Below are 15,559 nucleotides of genomic sequence, written 5' to 3' on the forward strand. Positions count from 1 at the left end.
AGGTCCACTGTCGCGACCGGGGCTCGCCCGCCACACTGGGGGCCGCGGGGCACGACGCCCCGTCACGAGGAGGTGGTCGGATGGTGTTGTTGGATGGCCCCAAGGAGCAGCCGTCCCCGGAGCAGCCGTCCCCGGTCGTACGGCCCGAGGTGTGGGAGACGTACGGGCCGGCCGATCTCAGTGCCGTTCCGGTCTTCGCCGGAGGGTTTATCAACTTCGGCTACTGGAAGGCCGTCGATCTCGGGCGGTCCCTGTCGCAGGGCGACCGGATCCGCAGCGAGCAGGACCTCTACCGGCACGTACTGGATGCGGTGGCCCCTGAAGGCGGCCGGGCCGTCGAGGTCGGCTGCGGGCTCGGCCTCGGGTGTGCCCTCACGCTGGAGGAGTACGGGCCCACAGCCGTTACCGGGGTGGACATCCACCCCCAGCAGCTCCAGCGAGCCCGTGAAGCCAACTCCCCGCTCCTCGCGGCACGGCCGCACCGGATCGGCTTCGTGCTCGGGGCCGCGGAGGACCTGCCGCTCGGCGACGCGGAGTTCGATTGCCTCTACAGCGTGGAGGCGGCCCAGCACTTCTCGGACCTGAGCGCGTTCGCTCGGGAGGCGGCGAGAGTGCTGCGCCCGGGCGGCCGGGTGGCGGTCACCAGCTTCTTCACCGTGGAGGGAGCGCGGGAGCCCGCGGAGCGGCTCGCGGGGTTGCTCGACTCGTTCGCCAGCGGCCTGGACATCGCGCGACCGGTGAACCGGCTCGCTGATGCCCTCGGCGAAGCAGGCTTCGCCGACGTGCGGGTCTCCTCGATCGGCCCGCAGGTCTGGCCCGGCTGGGACCGCTGGCTGTCCCGCCTCTGGGCGCCGGGGACTTGGCCACGGAACTTCCTGGCCGCCTGGGAACAGCGGATCCTGGACTACTACCTCGTGACCGCCACCCGCCCGTAGCCGGGACGATTCCGGTGTCAGTGGCCCCGCCTATTCTTCCGGCATGTCAGTGAACATCGATCTTGCTTTCACCGTCACCCGGGTCGCCGACGAGTCGCAGGCCTGGGCGATCGTCCGCGCCCTGCAAGAGCTGATGTACGAGGAGGACATAGCGAACCAGGTCACCATCGGCGTGGCGGTGGACGACGCCGGCGCGCACTTCGTCTCCGGGGACTCCGACTTTCCGCTCGGCATCTCCCGCTTCTACCTGTGGCAACCGCACTTCGAGGGGGCCTTCGCGGCGACGGTCGCCGCAGTGGCGGCGGGAGCCGAGCCGGAGGTCCGTTGGGGCTACCCGGACGAGGAGTACTGAGAGGTCCGCCCCCAGCCGGGCGGGGCGGGCGGGGCGGGCGGGGGAGCCGGCTGTAGCGCCCAGCGGATGGCGCGGGTCACGGCCCGGCCGCCCGCGCGAGCGGCGAGGGGCGGCATCCGGGCGGCCGCGGGCAGTTCGGCCGCCACGGCCGACTTCGCCCAGGGTGGCAGCAGGTCCACGGCCGCCGCCGCCAGCAGGGCGTACGGCAACCGGGCGGCCCCCGGCAGCGGGGGATCGGTCAGCAGGAACCGGGCGGTGTCCCGGGAGGCCGCCGTCGGCCTCAGGTCGGGCCGGTACCGCGCCATCCGCAGAGCCAGCTCGTGCTGGCTCTCCGGCGGCCGGTCCGCGCCCAGCGCGCGGGCCACACGGGCCGTGTCGGCGAGGTACGCGTCGCAGCCCGCGGGATCCAACGGGTTCCTGCCGTACCGCTGGTGGGCCCGCAGGAAGCAGTCCGCTTCGGCGATGTGCACCCAGGTCAGCAGTTCCGGATCGTCGGCCCGGTACGGGATGCCGTCGGCCGTTCGACCCCGGATGCGCGCGTGCACCTCCCGTACGCGGGCCACCGCTGCCTCGGCATCGGAGCTCGTACCGAAGGTGGTGACGGCCAGGAAGGTGCTGGTGCGGTGCAGCCGCCCCCACGGGTCGCCCCGGTACCCCGAGTGCGCTGCCACGGCGGCCATCGCGAGGGGGTGCAGGGATTGGAGCAGCAGGGCGGCCAGCCCGCCGACGAACATCGACGCGTCCCCGTGGACCCGCCGCACCGGCCGTTCCGGTGCGAACCACCGGGGTCCGGGGGTCGTGTGGATCCGTGCCCTGTTCCGGGGCCCGTCCGGCCCGGCGACGCGCAGGAAGACCGCCTCGCCGGCGTGCCGCCTGATCCGCTGGACCGTCGTCGCCCTTGCCATATGCCCAGTATGTGCCGGGTCCGGTCCCGGACCACTTCCGGACCACTTCAGAAGCGTGCCGCACCGGGGGCGCCGGGGGCGCCGGGCCGCGCGTACGGGCCGGCGCCTCCGTGACCGGTGTGCCTCCCGGCCGTGGATCACAGCCAGCGCGGCGGGATGATGCCGTAGTAACCGCCCAGCAGCTGCCGGTAGTCAGTGCTCTCCAGGTGCTCGTCCCGGATGAACGCCGGTGCGTCCTTGACCTGTTCCTTGGTCAGCCCGACGCGGATCCGCTTCTCCTCCACGTCGATCCCGGTGACGGTGCCCGCGGGGAGGAGGACCTCCTTGCCGAAGATCCACGGGCCGGTGTCCACCACCAGATAGGCCGATCCCACCTCGTCGGAGTGCTTGTCGACCTTTCCGATGCTGCCGTCGGCCGCCTCCACCTTGTAGCCGTACAGGTCCACGTCCGTGATGCGGTCAACGGTGACGCGATAGGCCCAGACGTTCTCAGACATGAGCGGAACAGCTCCCTCGATCGATCCGTGTCGTCACGGCGCGCCTGCCCGGTGCGGGCGCAGTTACACGTCCGCCCCCGATCCGAGCTGACGGCCCGTGAGGCGGGGGCGGAGCGGGGCCCGGCGGGGGCGAACTCCGGCGCCGGCCCGGGGCTCGGGGCTACGCTCCGCAGATGGAACGCGCCGAGGTACTCAAGCGAGTGATCGCCATCCTCACCGACGCCCAGGACATCCGCCGGGCCGCCGAGGCGGGGGAGAGCGACGAGAACGGCGAGAACGGCGAGGCCGGGGGAATCGGGGGGATCGGGGAAGGAGGCGCCGGGTCGCCGCCGACGGCCGGTGTGGCCACTCTGCTCCTGAACGAGATGCTGCCGTCGATCAGGGTGCCGGCCGACGCGTCCCCGCAGCAGGTGGCCGCCCTGGTGGCGGAGGCGCTCGGGCCGGCCCTGCACACCATGGTCTCGGGCTTCAGCCTGGCGTTCACCAGCCTCGCGATGGTGCACGACAGCGGGCGGACGGACATCTCCTCGATCGGGGTGCTCCAGGAGCTCGCCCTGGAGATCGAGGCAGGGACCTACGACGAGGGCCCGTAGGCCCCCGTCGCCGCTCCCTGCCCCGCGGCCGTCGGGCCGTTCCGCCGTCCGGCCCGGCGACGTTACTCCGCGTCGTCGTCGCTCGTACGGGTCGTCTTGCGCTCCTGCCGCCGCCTCAGTTCCTCGGGGCTCTTGCCTTCGACCCGCTTGCTGGCCTCGGGGTGCACCGGGTCCGGACCGGGGTGCTCCTGAGCCTGCTCCGCACGCCCCTCTCCCGACTTCTTGCGCTTGTCCTCCGTACCCTCCATGGCCTTCTCTCCCTCGTACTCGTGGATCTTGCTGACCGGGGCTGCCCCGGATGCCCACCTCCTGCCCGCGAACGGCCGGGTCGCCCTCCTCGTGCGGCCCATCTTCGGTCGATCGGGACCGAGCGGCCACGCCATGCGTCATCCGGCCCAGCAGCGGGAAGGCGCCCCGCATGCCGGAAACGATCACCAGCCTCGCCACCCGTGTCGCACGCCGCCGCCGTGAGCCGGTCGCCGTCCAGGCCCTGCGTTCCACCGCCGCGGCCGTGATCAGCTACGTCGTCGCACTCCGCCTGAGCAGCGAGCCGCTCCCGCTGACCGCGCCACTGACCGCCCTGCTCGTCGTCCAGGTCACCCTGTACTCCACCCTCACCACCAGCATCCGCCGGGTGAACTCGGTGGTCGTCGGCGTCCTGATCGCGATCGGCTTCAGCGCGCTGGTGGGTCTGACCTGGTGGAGCCTCGGGCTGCTGATCCTCGCCTCGCTGGTCGTGGGCCACTTGGTGCGCGTCGACGAGTTCGTGCCCGAGGTCGCGATCAGCGCCATGCTCGTCCTCGGCGTCACCCAGGTCACGGACACGGCTTGGGACCGGGTCCTGGAAACGGTCATCGGTGCGGCGGTCGGGCTGCTGGTCAACCTGCTGGTGGCACCACCCCTGTGGGTCGGCCCGGCCGGCGCCGCGATCACCGACCTCGCCCGGCGCATGAGCCGGCTGCTCGACCACCTCGGCGAGGAGCCCTCCGGACCGACCAGGCTCGAGCAGGCCGCGGCCCGGCTGCACGAGGCGCGCCGCCTCGACAACGACATCGCCCAGGTCGACGCCGCCCTCCGGCAGGCCGAGGACAGCCTCCGGCTCAATCCGCGGGTCAAGGAGGGGCTGCTCTTCAGGCTGGTGCTGCGGACCGGTCTGGACACCCTGGAGATCTGCGCGGTCGTGCTCCGGGTGGCCTGCCGGACGCTGACCGACCTGGCCCGGGCCCGCCCCGACGGTCCGCTGTTCGACCCCGGGACCGCGACCGCGCTGCGGCAGGTGCTCCGCCACACGGCCATCGCGGTGGAAAGCTTCGCCCAGCTGATCACCGCGCAGGTCAGCGCCAACGCGGAGGAGGCGGAGGCCCGGCTGACCGGCGAACTGGCCGTCGCCCGGGCCCACCGCGACCGGCTCGCGGTCCTGCTGCTGGCCTCCGCCCGCGAGGATCCGGCACACTGGCAGCTGAGCGGGGCGCTGCTCACCGAGATCGACCGGGTCCTGGACGAGCTGGGCGTGGACAAGCGTTCCCAGCGCCTGTTGGAGGAACTCGATCAGCACACCGGCTCGCGGCGCCGGCGCTGGAAGTCGCTGAAACGGCCGCGGCAAGGCCGTGGGTGAGGGGAGGTAGGGGCCATGGTGCACGTACTGGGCAGCAGGGTTCTGTTGCGCCCCACGGACCCCGAACGCTCGCGCGCCTTCTACGGCGACACCCTCGGGCTCGCCGTCCACCGCGAGTTCGGCACCGGCCCCGACCGCGGGACCGTCTACTTCCTCGGCGGCGGCTTCCTCGAACTGTCCGGCCGGGCCGAGGCACCACCCGCGCCGGGCCTGCGGTTGTGGCTCCAGGTGGCGGACGTGCAGGCGGCGTACGAGGAACTGCTGGGCCGGGGCGCCGAGGTGCTGCGGCCGCCCGAGCGCGAACCCTGGGGTCTGATCGAGATGTGGATCGTCGACCCCGACGGCGTCCGGATCGCCGTGGTGGAGGTCCCCTCGGATCACCCCTTGCGCTTCCGCCCTTGACCCGCGCTGCGGGCACCGGCCTTCCGGTGCACCGGCTGACGGGGTCCTCGCTGATCGGATCGGCGATCCGAAGGACAAGTCCTAGCGGGCGCTGCCGAGGTCGCGGTCGGACTCGGATCCTTCGAGCATCAAGGTGGTCTCCTCTATGCGGCTGAAGCGGCCGTCGGGCGCGAACTCACCGAACAGGTAGACCTCGGTGCGCACCGTCGAACCGTCCGTCTTCGTGACGTGGACGGTGTGCCGGTCGGCGTAGTTGCGGCCGTCGTACAGCTCCTCGTGGACCTCGACGCTGCCGTGGTCGACGACGCTGCGCACGTGGGTGATGTGCTCGATGAAGCCGGCCCGGTCCGCCCACTCGCCGTCCGTGCGCTGACGGTATTCCGGGGCGAAGTGGCGGTCGGCGGCCTCTTGGACGGTGAGGTCGCGGTTGAGGAGCAGGTCGGTGAGGGCGGCGGTGATACCGGTGCGAGTCATGGGACTGCCTTTCGATGCAGATGGAGATGTACACGCAGTTGCGGATCGATAGTGCGTGCGCGGCGCACGCACTTCGTTCACCATAGCAGCGATGCGTGCGCGACGCACGCTATTCTTTTGGGCGTGGACAATGAGATCGGACATGAGATCGCCGACGCGCTGGGCATCCTGCTGAAGCGCACGACCCGTATGCACCTGCACCAGCGGCTCACGGAGGGCATGGGCGAGGCCGTGGACGAGGTGACCTACCCCGTGCTCAGCGCCCTGGCCCGGACCGGCTCCCGCAGCGCGGCGGACTTGGCCCGGGACGTGGGGGTCGACCGCTCCGGCGTGACCCGCCGCGCCTCCCGGCTGGAGGCCGCCGGTCTCGTCCGCCGCGAACCGGACCCCACGGACCGGCGCGCACACCTCCTGGTCCTGACCGAAGAGGGGCGGCTCGTCGTCGCAGAACTGCGTGCGCGCCTGGCGGACCACATCACGGCGAGCCTGTCCGCCTGGCCCCCGGGCGAGGCCGAGACGTTCGCCCGACACCTGCGCCGCTTCACGGCCGAGGGCCCGTTCTCCTAGGCCCTGTCCAGGTCGATCGGCGCCGGTGCTCGCTTCCCCTCGTGGTGGACCATCAGGACGTGACCGGGGCGGCCTACGACGGGGTCGTCGAGCTCTATGCGTCGATGTTCGCCGACCGGTTGGAGACGCAGCCGTTCGCGCGGGCCGTGGTCGCCACCTTCGCCGAGCAGGCGCGCGTCCTGGCGCGAGGGGGTCTGCTCCTGGTCTCGTTCTTCGCGACCGACGGACCGGACCCGGTCCGCTTCGACCACAAGGTGGCGCCCGCCTCCAGCTGGCCGGCGGACCGGTTCGCCGAGTTGCTGGCCGGGGCCGGGCTCACCACCTTCGCCCGGCTGCTCCACGACCCGGCCTCCGAGCGGGGCTTCCTCGAAGCCCACGTGCTGGCCCGCCTCGAACCGGAGCCGGGAGTCGATCCTGGACGGACCGCGCGCCGATGTACGTGAGGCCGGGCGCATCAGCGTCCGACTACTCACGCAGTTCTGAGTAGCTGCGCCCAGGTGCGGCCGCCCGCCGCCCGACTAGCCTCCGTTCCATGAGCTGTGTGGAGCAGGCGGCCGGGGCGGAGCAGCAGGCGCAAGAGGAGCCGGTGGCGGAGTCGGAGCGCAGGGGCGCGGCGTCGCTCGCGCTGGGGGTCACTGCCGTGGCGATGATGGGCTGTCCGTTCCTGCCGGAGGGACTCCCGCCCTGGATCCGGTACTTCCCCGTCTACCTCGTCCTACCCGTCGGGATCATGGCGGTCGTCTGCGGTCTCCCCGACCTGTGGGCCGTGCGGGGTGACGCGGGAGCGGCCCGCGGTCGGGCGTGGATCGGGGTCGCGCTCGGCGCGGTGGCCATCCTGGTGCCACTGGCCGTGTTCCTCTACATGTTCCTTCTCCTGGGCTGAAGGGCGCCCCGCTGAGCTCCCACGAGTAGTGGCTCCGTGGCCCCACAGTCGCCGGGTCTCCTTGTCGCGTGCGCGGTGCTGCGGTCGGGCGGAGCCCGCCGACTTCAGGTTCAGGCCCCTGCCGGTCATGGTTCGGTAGCCTCCGACCCTTGACGGCTAACGCTGTTAGCCCTAGCGTGATGTCACGCCTGGCTAACGCTGTTAGCCGCAGGGGATCGGTCGCGAGGCGAGAGGGTCGCCGTGAACACCGCTACAGCCAGCAGCACCCCGCTCGGTAGCGACCCGCCCCATCCCTGCCGGGGTGCACGGAAGGCGTCGAAGCTCCGGTCCGGGTCGTTGTCGGTTCCCGGGGAAGGGTGCCCACGCCACGCCGTTGCCGTGGGGGCGGACTGCCATGGCTGACCGCGCACAGCAGATCATGGCCGCTGCGCGGGAACTGCTCGACGCGGAAGGGGCGGATGCGTTGTCCATGCGGCGCATCGCCGAGCGTGTCGGCATCCGGGCGCCTTCCTTGTACAAGCACTTTCCTGACAAGGCCGCTGTCGAGGCTGGGCTCCAGGCCCAGGGGATGACCCGGTTGGCGCAGGATCTGGAGGCTGCCGAAGCAGCGACGGGCGTCGAACCACCCCTGCTCGTGCTCGCCCGCGCCTACCGACAGCATGCGCTCGCCAGCCCGCACCTCTACCGCATCACCCACGGTCGGCCGCTCGCCCGCAACGCACTCCCCGAGGGACTCGAAGATCGCGCAGCGATGCCGCTGGCCCGCGCGGTGCGCGGCGACATCGACATCGCGCGCTCGTTCTGGGCATTCGCGCACGGCATGGTCGTGCTCGAACTCGACGGCCGCTTCCCGCCCGGCGCGGACCTGGACGCCGCATGGCGTACCGGCTGCGAGGCGTTCGCCCGTGCGATCCGGAACGGGACCGGGGGAGAGCGCACGTGACCACCACGGCCAAGGGGCCCGTTGCCGGTGTGACCGTCCGCGCCGCCGGATACGCACGCGCCGCGGCACGGATCCTCGCGCTCGCCGCCTGCGCAGCGGCTGCCTGCGCAGCCCGCTTGATTGAGACCTTCACGGAGTGACCATGGATCTCGCCTACCTGCCCAGTCCTTCGACCGGGGTCCTTCACCTCGGCCCGGTTCCGTTAAGGGCGTACGCCTTCTGCATCCTCCTGGGCATATTCGTCGCCGTCTGGCTCGGCAACCGGCGCTGGGTCGCGCGGGGCGGAGACCAGGGCGTCATCGCAGACGTCACCCTCTGGGCAGTGCCGTTCGGCATGGCCGGAGGACGCATCTACCACGTGATCACCAGCCCCGATGCGTACTTCGGCGACCACGGCGAACCCATCCGGGCCCTGTACGTGTGGGAAGGCGGGCTCGGCATCTGGGGCGCCATCGCCCTCGGCGGGGTCGGCGCGTGGATCGGCTGCCGCCGCCACCGCATCCCCTTCCCCGCCTACGCGGACGCTGTGGCCCCCGGCATAGCCCTGGCCCAGGCCGTCGGCCGCTGGGGCAACTGGTTCAACCAGGAACTCTACGGCAGCCCCACCACACTTCCCTGGGGCCTGGAGATCGACCGCGCGCACCGTCCGTCCGCCCTGCTCGACACCGCGACCTACCACCCGACCTTCCTCTACGAGTCCCTCTGGAACGTCGGCGTCGCCGCACTGGTCCTCTGGGCGGGCCGCCGGTTCGCGCTCGGTCACGGCAGGACCTTCGCCCTGTACGTCGCCGCCTACACGGTCGGACGGTTCTGGACCGAGTACCTGCGCATCGACGCGTCCCACACGTTCCTCGGCCTGCGCCTGAACGGCTGGACCTCGGTCGTGGTCTTCCTCGGCGCCATCGTCTGCCTCGTCGTATCGGCCCGCCGCCACCCAGGCGTCGAGGACGTGTCGAGGCCCAAGGGCGAGGGCGGTCACGAGATGGCCGGCGGGCCGCGCCGGGGAGTCGCCGTCAAGGCAGGAGGGGCGACGCGCGAGGACACGTGAGACCGCCGGCACCACCGTGGCCGGGCTGGCGGGCGCGAGCGTCCGCACGCTGCATCACGACGACGAGATCGGCCTCGTGCACCCGTCCGCGCGAGCCGCGTCCGGGTGCCGGGCCCACTCGCCCGACGACGTGGAGCGGCTGCGGAGGTGCTCGCCCACCGGCGGCCGGCCCGGGCCGGCATGCCCCGCCGCGATCGGGGGCCGCGCGGAGCCGGTGCTCGGTTCCGTACCGACCAGGTCGGTCGGGAGCGCCGACGAAGGCGACGTTGCGTCAGCCGCGGGGCGCCGCACCGACCGGTCGCGTCAGTCGCTCGAGCTCCTCCAAGCGCTCCCGCGTCCGCTGGTCCAGCGGTACGTACGTCACGAGCCTCGGCCCGGTGCGCGGTCCGAGCCACAGGTTGGTGTGTTCCAGGTGCAGCAGGCCCACGTGGGCGTTGCGGATGTACTTCGACTTCGCGAGCTGCCCGCCCACCACCTCGTGACGGGCCCACACCTCCCGGAACTCCGCCGACGCCCCCTCCAACCGGGCCAGCAGCGTCTTCCACGCGGGCTCCGCCAGGTGTTCGGCCATCGCCGCCCGGAACCTCGCCGCCATGAGCCGGTGCGTACTCGGCAGGTCGACCACCGACTCCCGCCACTGCGGATCGGTGAAGGCGAGCCACATGCAGTTGCGGTCCTCCGGACGCTTGCCGTCCAAGTCGCCGAGCAACTGCCCGTACGTGGCGTTGTACGCGACGATGTCGTACCGGCTGTTCTGGACGCACGCCGGGATGTGGCCCAGCTGGTCGAGCATGGCCCGCACGGCCGGCGTCACGCTGGGGCAGACCGCCGGCGGCGCCGGATCCAGGCTCCCGGCCAGCGCGAACAGGTGCTCCCGCTCGCTCACGTCGAGCAGCAGCGCCCGCGCGACCGCGTCCAGGACCTGTGCCGAGACCTGGATGTCGCGCGCCTGCTCCAGCCACGTGTACCAGGTCACGCCCACCGACGACAGGTGCGCGACCTCCTCGCGGCGCAGCCCCGGGGTCCGCCGGCGCGGCCCGCGCACCAGCCCCACCTGCTCGGGGGCGATCCGCTCGCGGCGGGTGCGCAGGAACTCTGCCAGCTCGTGCCGGCGGACATCGCTTCCAGGGGCGACAGTGGTCATGCTTCCAGCCTGCCGCACCGCCCATCCCGTTGCCAGGTACTCCTGGTACCCGGATAACGACACTCTGGTACCCGTCTGACGGCTGCGAGATCGTCGGAGGGTGACTCAGATCCCCGTACGCAGCAACCCCGTACGCAGCAACCCCGTACGTACCGGCTCCGTGCCCACCAACCCCGTGCACGGTGCTCCCGCGTCCGCCGCGCCCCACCTGGGCGGCCTCGGCCTGTTCACCGTGCTCCTCGGCGCGGCCCTGCCCCTGATCGACTTCTTCATCGTCAACGTCGCGCTGCCGTCCATCGAGCACGACCTCGCCGCCGGCCCCGCCCTCCTGGAACTCGTCGTAGGCGGCTACGGCGTCGCCTACGCCGTCCTGCTGGTCCTCGGCGGGCGCGTCGGTGACAGCCTCGGCCGCCGGCGGCTCTTCCTCATCGGCATGGCTGCCTTCGGGGTCACCTCGCTCGCCTGCGGCCTCGCCCCGACCGCCTGGACCCTCGTCGCCGCCCGCGTCGCCCAGGGCGCGGCCTCCGCCCTCATGCTGCCGCAGGTGCTCGCCACCATCCAGGCCACCACCGAGGGCCCGCGCCGGGCCCGGGCCATGAGCCTGTACGGGGCCACCGGGGGCCTGTCCATGGTCGCCGGGCAGATCCTCGGCGGCGTCCTGGTCGCCGCGGACCTCGGCGGAACGGGCTGGCGCGCGGTGTTCCTGGTCAACGTACCCGTGGTGGTCCTCGGGCTGGTCCTCGCGGTGCGCACCGTCCCGGACACCCGGGCCGGTCGGCCCGCGGCCGTGGACGTACCCGGCACCCTGCTGCTCGCGCTGTCGCTGGTCTCGCTGCTGCTGCCGCTGACCGAGGGACGGGCCGCCGGTTGGCCACTGTGGACCTGGGTCTCGCTCGGCGTGTTCCCCGTCGCCGCCGCGGCGTTCTACGTCACCGAGCGCCGGGCCGACCGGAAGGGCCGCACACCGCTGGTGCCGCCGAGCCTGCTGAGGCTGGAGTCGCTGCGGCGCGGCTTGGTGCTCTTGTTGCCGTTCTCGGTCGGCTTTAGCGGCTTCATGTTCGTCCTCGCCGTGACCCTCCAACAGGGCCTGGACATGGACCCGGTGACGGCCGGCCTGGCGCTGGTGCCGATGGCCGTGGCCTTCTTCGGGGCAGCGCTGGCCGGACCACGTCTCGTCTCCCGCTTCGGCAGCCGGATCGTCACCGCCGGAGCCGTCGTCCAGGCGGCCGGGATCGGCCTCCTGCTGGCCACGCTCCGCCACGGCTGGCCGGACCTCGGCGTGGCCGAACTCGCTCCGGGCGTCGCCCTGGCGGGACTGGGCCAGGGCTTCCAACTGCCCGTGCTGATGCGTCTGATGCTGTCGGACGTTCCCGCCGAACGGGCCGGGGTGGGCGGCGGCGTCATGATCACCGCCCAGCAGTCCGCCCTGGCACTCGGCGTCGCCACGCTCGGAAGCCTCTTCCTGGCCCTGGTCCCGACGGAAGGCCTGCGCGCGGCGGTGTCCACCACACTGCTCGTCCAACTCGGCCTGATCGCGCTGACCGTACTGCTCAGCCTCCGCCTTCCGCGCATGCGCTGAGCGGGCCGCAGGAGTACGGAGCACCGGTGCGGCCGGGCGGAAAGGCCGAAGCGCCCGCGCGCGGCCGGTCCGGTTCACCGGGGTCGATGAACCGGACCTACCGTGCGCGGGCGCCGGGCCCGCCCCCACCGGGGACCGCTGTCGGTTCAGCCCGCGGCGAGGAGCGTGAGCGTGTCGATCACGCGGTTCGAGAAGCCCCACTCGTTGTCGTACCAGGCGACCACCTTGACGTGGCGGCCGTCGACGCGGGTGAGCTCCGAGTCGAAGATCGAAGACGCGGGGTTGCCCGTGATGTCGGAAGACACCAGCGGGTCCTCGGAGTACTCGAGCACGCCGGCCAGCGGTCCCTGCGCCGCGGCCCGGTAGGCCTCCAGGATCTCCTCGCGCGTCACGTCGCGGGCGACGGTGGTGTTGAGCTCGACGATCGAGCCCACCGGGACCGGCACGCGGATGGAGTCGCCCGACAGCTTGCCGTCGAGCTGCGGCAGTACGAGGCCGATCGCCTTCGCGGCACCGGTCGAGGTCGGCACGATGTTGACGCCGGCGGCGCGGGCACGCCGGGGGTCGCGGTGCGGGCCGTCCTGCAGGTTCTGCTCCTGCGTGTAGGCGTGCACGGTGGTCATGAACCCGTGCTCGATGCCCGCGAGCTCGTCGAGCACGGCGGCCAGCGGGGCGAGCGCGTTGGTGGTGCAGGACGCGTTCGAGACGATCGTGTGCAGGGCCGGGTCGTAGGCGTCGGTGTTGACACCGTACGCGAGCGTCACATCGGCGCCGTCGGACGGAGCGCTGACGAGCACCTTGCGCGCACCGGCCTTGAGGTGGCCGCGGGCGGCCTCGGCCGAGGTGAAGCGGCCGGTCGCCTCCAGCACGAGGTCGACTTCGAGCTCGGCCCAGGGCAGCTGCTCGGGCTCGCGCTCGGCCAGCACCGTGATCCGGTGTCCGTCGACGACGAGAACGTTGCCCTCGACGGTCACCGGGCGGCCGAGCCGGCCGGACGTGGTGTCGTACGCGAGCAGCCGCGCGAGGGTGGCGGGCTCCGTCAGGTCGTTGACGGCCACGACCTCGAGGTCGGTGTCGCGCTCGAGGAGCGCACGCAGCACGTTGCGTCCGATGCGGCCGAATCCGTTGATGGCAATGCGAGTCATGACGATGTCCCTTTCGTTCGCCATCAGGTTCGCTGCCGATCACCGTCCGCGACAGCGGCGAGATCGCCATGGTTCGTAAGGATCTCGCCAGGAACTCGCCGAGCGGCGTTCCCGGACCGTTCGCCCTGGTCGGCGCCGGATCATTCGCCCTGGGTGAAGGTGCGCCGGTACTCGGTCGGGGTGGTGCCGAGGATGCGGTGGAAGTGCAGACGAAGATTGGCGCCGGTGCCGAGGCCGACATCGTCCGCGATCTGCTCGACACTGCGCTCCGAACGCTCCAGCAGCTCACGTGCCACGTCGATCCGGGCCCGCATGACCCACTGCATCGGCGTGTACCCGGTGTCCTCGGCGAAGCGCCGCGAGAAGGTGCGCGCCGAGACCCCCGCGTGCTGCGCCAGCGCCTCCAGCGTGAGCGGTTCGCCCAGCTGGTACAGGGCCCACTCGCGGGTGGCGGCGAACCTTTCGCCGAGCGGCTCGGGCACGCTGCGCGGCACGTACTGCGCCTGGCCGCCGCTGCGGTAGGGCGCCGCGACCAGGCGCCGGGCCGCGTGGTTGGAGGCGGCCACGCCGAGGTCGCGGCGCAGGATGTGCAGGCACAGGTCGATGCCCGAGGCGGCGCCGGCAGAGGTGAGCACACTGCCCTCGTCGACGAACAGGACGTTCTCGTCGAGCCGGACGAGCGGATGCTTCGCGGCGAGGGCCCGCGCGTAGTGCCAGTGGGTCGTGGCGCGCTTGCCGTCGAGCAGACCGGTGGCGGCGAGCGCGAACGCGCCCGTCGAGATGGCCGCGAGCCGCGCCCCCCGGCCGTGGGCGGCGATCAGCGCGTCGATGACCGCCTGCGGCGGGTCCTCACGGTCGGGGAAGCGGTAACCGGGGACGAAGACGATGTCGGCCCAAGCGAGCGCGTCGAGCCCGTGGGTGACGTGGTACGACAGGCCGTCGCCGCCGGTGACGAGGCCGGGAGCGGCACCGCAGACCCGTACCTCGTACGGCATGCTCGCGCGGGTCGTGAACACTTGCGCGGGGATGCCCACGTCAAGGGGCTTCGCGCCCTCGAGGACGAGGACGGCTACGCGGTGGAGGCGGGAGGGCGGCACGGGTTCAGGGTACGGCGGGGGAGGGCGCGGCCCGTGCGCTCCCCCGGCCGGCGCTACAGCTGCCCGGCGATGAGGTCGAGGTCCCCGCGGGTGAAGCCCGGACCGTCGGAGCCGTCCGGGGCGAACGACTCGATGACGGCCTCGACGTCGGGAGCCGCGTCCGTGCCGTTCACGTCGGTGAACTGCACGTTGTAGAAGATGATCCTGCCGTCGACGTCCGCGTTGGAGATCTCCAGGACCACGTCGAGCCACTCGGTGGCGTCGTCCACGTTGCCCTGCGTGCGGTCCAGTTCGCGCAGAGCGCTCCGGCCGATGCCCGGCAGCAGCGCGGCGGCGAGGGCCTTGGCGTCGGCGAAGGTGCGTACGTCGGGCCACAAGGTGTTGATGGGCCGGGGCCGGGAGGCGTCCGTGAAGTCGAAGAACGTGAGCGTGTGGCGCACGCACACGTGGTGCACGTTCTTCTCGGCCGCCGTCAGCCGCAGGGTGACCTCCCGGTCGCCCACGGTGCCGCGGACCGTGGCGGTCGCGGCGGCGGCTGCGGAGGCGGCGTAGGCCGCGATCGACGGCGCGTTCGCCCGGGCCCCGGCGAAGAGGCGCCGGCCCTGCTCGGGCGTCGGGAACGGGGTCAGACCCTTGCGCAGGTTCTGCTTGGTGGTGGAGTCGTACACCCACTGCTCGCGCAACGGCGGATACAGCACCCGCTCACCGCGCGCGACCCGTTCGGCGGCGACGTGCGCCGTCTGCAGGTGCCGGTGCAGGGTGGTCCAGAGCGCCGCGTCGTACACGCCGCGCCCGTCGTCCGCGTCGGCCGCGGTCAGCCAGGCGGTCTCCAGTTCCTTGAGCGCGATCGACACGGCGTCCATCCGTCGGGTGCCCGGGCCGCCCGGCACCGGCTCGGTGTCGGGGTCGAAGTTCATGCCCGGGTCATTGGCCGGGCTCTGCGGGCCGAGCGACACCATCAGCGGCAGGTTCCACAGCAGCCGGTGCGGGTTGGGGCTGCCGCCCGGCCCCGCCATGGCCACGGCGTCGGCGACGCTCTCGCCGGCCACCGCCCAGCACAGGTTCCAGAACGCCCGCGCCGCTCCCTGGAGCCGGGGCTCCTTCGCGTTCCAGGCCGGCGTGAGCCGCTCGGCGATCGAGCTGAGCCGCTCCTTGGAGATCTTGTGGTGCAGGGCCCCGGATTTCCACTCGGTGGGTAACGCGTAGGCCAGCTTGCCGTCGTTCAGCGGTTTGACGGCCCAGTTGCCCTTGCCCGGGACCTCTCGGGCGGTGCTCGGTGGTGGCGCCGGCCTGCCGGCCACCGGTGACGTCGTCATGGCACTCCCTCCGCGGCCACGGGCGCGGGCCGGCCCCATCTTCGTGCCCTCGGGGAACGGGCGT

General features: G+C 72.4%; 20 protein-coding genes. 12 read left to right on the forward strand and 8 right to left on the reverse strand.

Features of this window, described 5'->3' with window-relative positions; all coding sequences use genetic code 11:
* The first annotated feature begins 80 nt into the window (after window positions 1–80).
* Window positions 81–935: a class I SAM-dependent methyltransferase gene (locus ACIQK6_RS26665; RefSeq protein ID WP_329106480.1), complete on the forward strand. Its 855-nt coding sequence runs from the start codon at window positions 81–83 to the stop codon at window positions 933–935.
* 43 nt (window positions 936–978) lie between these two features.
* Window positions 979–1,287, forward strand: a complete 309-nt coding sequence (locus tag ACIQK6_RS26670; RefSeq protein ID WP_329106482.1) for a hypothetical protein — start codon at window positions 979–981, stop codon at window positions 1,285–1,287.
* Here ACIQK6_RS26670 and ACIQK6_RS26675 read toward each other — a convergent pair.
* Both ACIQK6_RS26675 and ACIQK6_RS26680 read right to left on the reverse strand, forming a co-directional pair.
* Window positions 1,266–2,192 carry an oxygenase MpaB family protein gene (locus ACIQK6_RS26675; RefSeq protein WP_329106484.1) on the reverse strand — a complete coding sequence of 309 codons (927 nt, stop codon included), beginning with the start codon at window positions 2,190–2,192 and terminating at the stop codon, window positions 1,266–1,268. The two genes, ACIQK6_RS26670 and ACIQK6_RS26675, sit on opposite strands and share 22 nt — an antisense overlap.
* 137 nt (window positions 2,193–2,329) lie before the next feature.
* Entirely contained in the window at window positions 2,330–2,689 is a 360-nt protein-coding gene (locus ACIQK6_RS26680) for a PRC-barrel domain-containing protein (RefSeq protein ID WP_329106486.1), read from the reverse strand.
* Window positions 2,690–2,862: 173 nt separating this feature from the next.
* Between ACIQK6_RS26680 and ACIQK6_RS26685 the strand changes: the two genes are divergently transcribed.
* Window positions 2,863–3,282, forward strand: a complete 420-nt coding sequence (locus tag ACIQK6_RS26685) for a hypothetical protein (RefSeq protein WP_329106487.1) — start codon at window positions 2,863–2,865, stop codon at window positions 3,280–3,282.
* A 62-nt stretch (window positions 3,283–3,344) separates the two neighbouring features.
* Here ACIQK6_RS26685 and ACIQK6_RS26690 read toward each other — a convergent pair whose 3' ends face one another.
* The gene (locus ACIQK6_RS26690) at window positions 3,345–3,530 is read right to left on the reverse strand and encodes a hypothetical protein (RefSeq protein WP_329106489.1); all 186 of its coding nucleotides are present in this window, start codon (window positions 3,528–3,530) and stop codon (window positions 3,345–3,347) included.
* Window positions 3,531–3,700: 170 nt separating this feature from the next.
* Here ACIQK6_RS26690 and ACIQK6_RS26695 point away from each other — a divergent pair, with 170 nt between their 5' ends.
* The gene (locus ACIQK6_RS26695; protein WP_329106491.1) at window positions 3,701–4,897 is read left to right on the forward strand and encodes an aromatic acid exporter family protein; all 1,197 of its coding nucleotides are present in this window, start codon (window positions 3,701–3,703) and stop codon (window positions 4,895–4,897) included.
* Window positions 4,898–4,912: 15 nt separating this feature from the next.
* A complete protein-coding gene (locus tag ACIQK6_RS26700) occupies window positions 4,913–5,299 on the forward strand; it encodes a glyoxalase superfamily protein (RefSeq protein WP_329106493.1) in 387 nt (128 codons plus the stop codon).
* Window positions 5,300–5,380: 81 nt separating this feature from the next.
* On the opposite strand, the gene ACIQK6_RS26705 is transcribed toward ACIQK6_RS26700, so the two are convergent.
* Complete coding sequence (locus ACIQK6_RS26705; RefSeq protein ID WP_329106495.1) at window positions 5,381–5,773, reverse strand: nuclear transport factor 2 family protein; 393 nt, start codon at window positions 5,771–5,773, stop codon at window positions 5,381–5,383.
* A gap of 123 nt (window positions 5,774–5,896) precedes the next feature.
* Between ACIQK6_RS26705 and ACIQK6_RS26710 the strand changes: the two genes are divergently transcribed.
* From ACIQK6_RS26710 to lgt, 6 genes are all read left to right on the forward strand, one after another.
* Window positions 5,897–6,340 carry a MarR family transcriptional regulator gene (locus ACIQK6_RS26710; RefSeq protein ID WP_329106497.1) on the forward strand — a complete coding sequence of 148 codons (444 nt, stop codon included), beginning with the start codon at window positions 5,897–5,899 and terminating at the stop codon, window positions 6,338–6,340.
* A 41-nt stretch (window positions 6,341–6,381) separates the two neighbouring features.
* Window positions 6,382–6,783: a hypothetical protein gene (locus ACIQK6_RS26715; RefSeq protein ID WP_329106499.1), complete on the forward strand. Its 402-nt coding sequence runs from the start codon at window positions 6,382–6,384 to the stop codon at window positions 6,781–6,783.
* 89 nt (window positions 6,784–6,872) lie between these two features.
* The gene (locus tag ACIQK6_RS26720) at window positions 6,873–7,223 is read left to right on the forward strand and encodes a hypothetical protein (protein WP_402695602.1); all 351 of its coding nucleotides are present in this window, start codon (window positions 6,873–6,875) and stop codon (window positions 7,221–7,223) included.
* A 394-nt stretch (window positions 7,224–7,617) separates the two neighbouring features.
* Entirely contained in the window at window positions 7,618–8,166 is a 549-nt protein-coding gene (locus ACIQK6_RS26725; protein WP_329106503.1) for a TetR/AcrR family transcriptional regulator, read from the forward strand.
* Complete coding sequence (locus tag ACIQK6_RS26730; protein ID WP_402695603.1) at window positions 8,163–8,306, forward strand: hypothetical protein; 144 nt, start codon at window positions 8,163–8,165, stop codon at window positions 8,304–8,306. Before ACIQK6_RS26725 ends, ACIQK6_RS26730 begins: the two co-directional genes overlap by 4 nt.
* Before the next feature lie 2 nt (window positions 8,307–8,308).
* Complete coding sequence (lgt, locus tag ACIQK6_RS26735; protein WP_329106506.1) at window positions 8,309–9,214, forward strand: prolipoprotein diacylglyceryl transferase; 906 nt, start codon at window positions 8,309–8,311, stop codon at window positions 9,212–9,214.
* 271 nt (window positions 9,215–9,485) lie between these two features.
* Here the strand turns inward: lgt and ACIQK6_RS26740 are convergent, their stop codons facing one another.
* Window positions 9,486–10,358 (reverse strand): helix-turn-helix transcriptional regulator, encoded by an 873-nt coding sequence (locus tag ACIQK6_RS26740; protein WP_329106508.1) that lies wholly within the window; start codon window positions 10,356–10,358, stop codon window positions 9,486–9,488.
* 160 nt (window positions 10,359–10,518) lie between these two features.
* Between ACIQK6_RS26740 and ACIQK6_RS26745 the strand changes: the two genes are divergently transcribed.
* Window positions 10,519–11,937 carry an MFS transporter gene (locus ACIQK6_RS26745; protein ID WP_329108246.1) on the forward strand — a complete coding sequence of 473 codons (1,419 nt, stop codon included), beginning with the start codon at window positions 10,519–10,521 and terminating at the stop codon, window positions 11,935–11,937.
* 146 nt (window positions 11,938–12,083) lie between these two features.
* Here ACIQK6_RS26745 and gap read toward each other — a convergent pair whose 3' ends face one another.
* The 3 genes from gap to ACIQK6_RS26760 all read right to left on the reverse strand — a co-directional run bounded on the left by gap (window position 12,084) and on the right by ACIQK6_RS26760 (window position 15,495).
* Window positions 12,084–13,082 (reverse strand): type I glyceraldehyde-3-phosphate dehydrogenase, encoded by a 999-nt coding sequence (gene gap / locus ACIQK6_RS26750; protein WP_327733177.1) that lies wholly within the window; start codon window positions 13,080–13,082, stop codon window positions 12,084–12,086.
* A 140-nt stretch (window positions 13,083–13,222) separates the two neighbouring features.
* Entirely contained in the window at window positions 13,223–14,179 is a 957-nt protein-coding gene (locus tag ACIQK6_RS26755; RefSeq protein WP_329106513.1) for a helix-turn-helix domain-containing protein, read from the reverse strand.
* A 53-nt stretch (window positions 14,180–14,232) separates the two neighbouring features.
* The gene (locus ACIQK6_RS26760) at window positions 14,233–15,495 is read right to left on the reverse strand and encodes a hypothetical protein (protein WP_329106515.1); all 1,263 of its coding nucleotides are present in this window, start codon (window positions 15,493–15,495) and stop codon (window positions 14,233–14,235) included.
* Between the last annotated feature and the right edge of the window lie 64 nt (window positions 15,496–15,559).

It is taken from the genome of Streptomyces sp. NPDC091682 (assembly GCF_044756625.1).
Classification (GTDB): domain Bacteria; phylum Actinomycetota; class Actinomycetes; order Streptomycetales; family Streptomycetaceae; genus Streptomyces.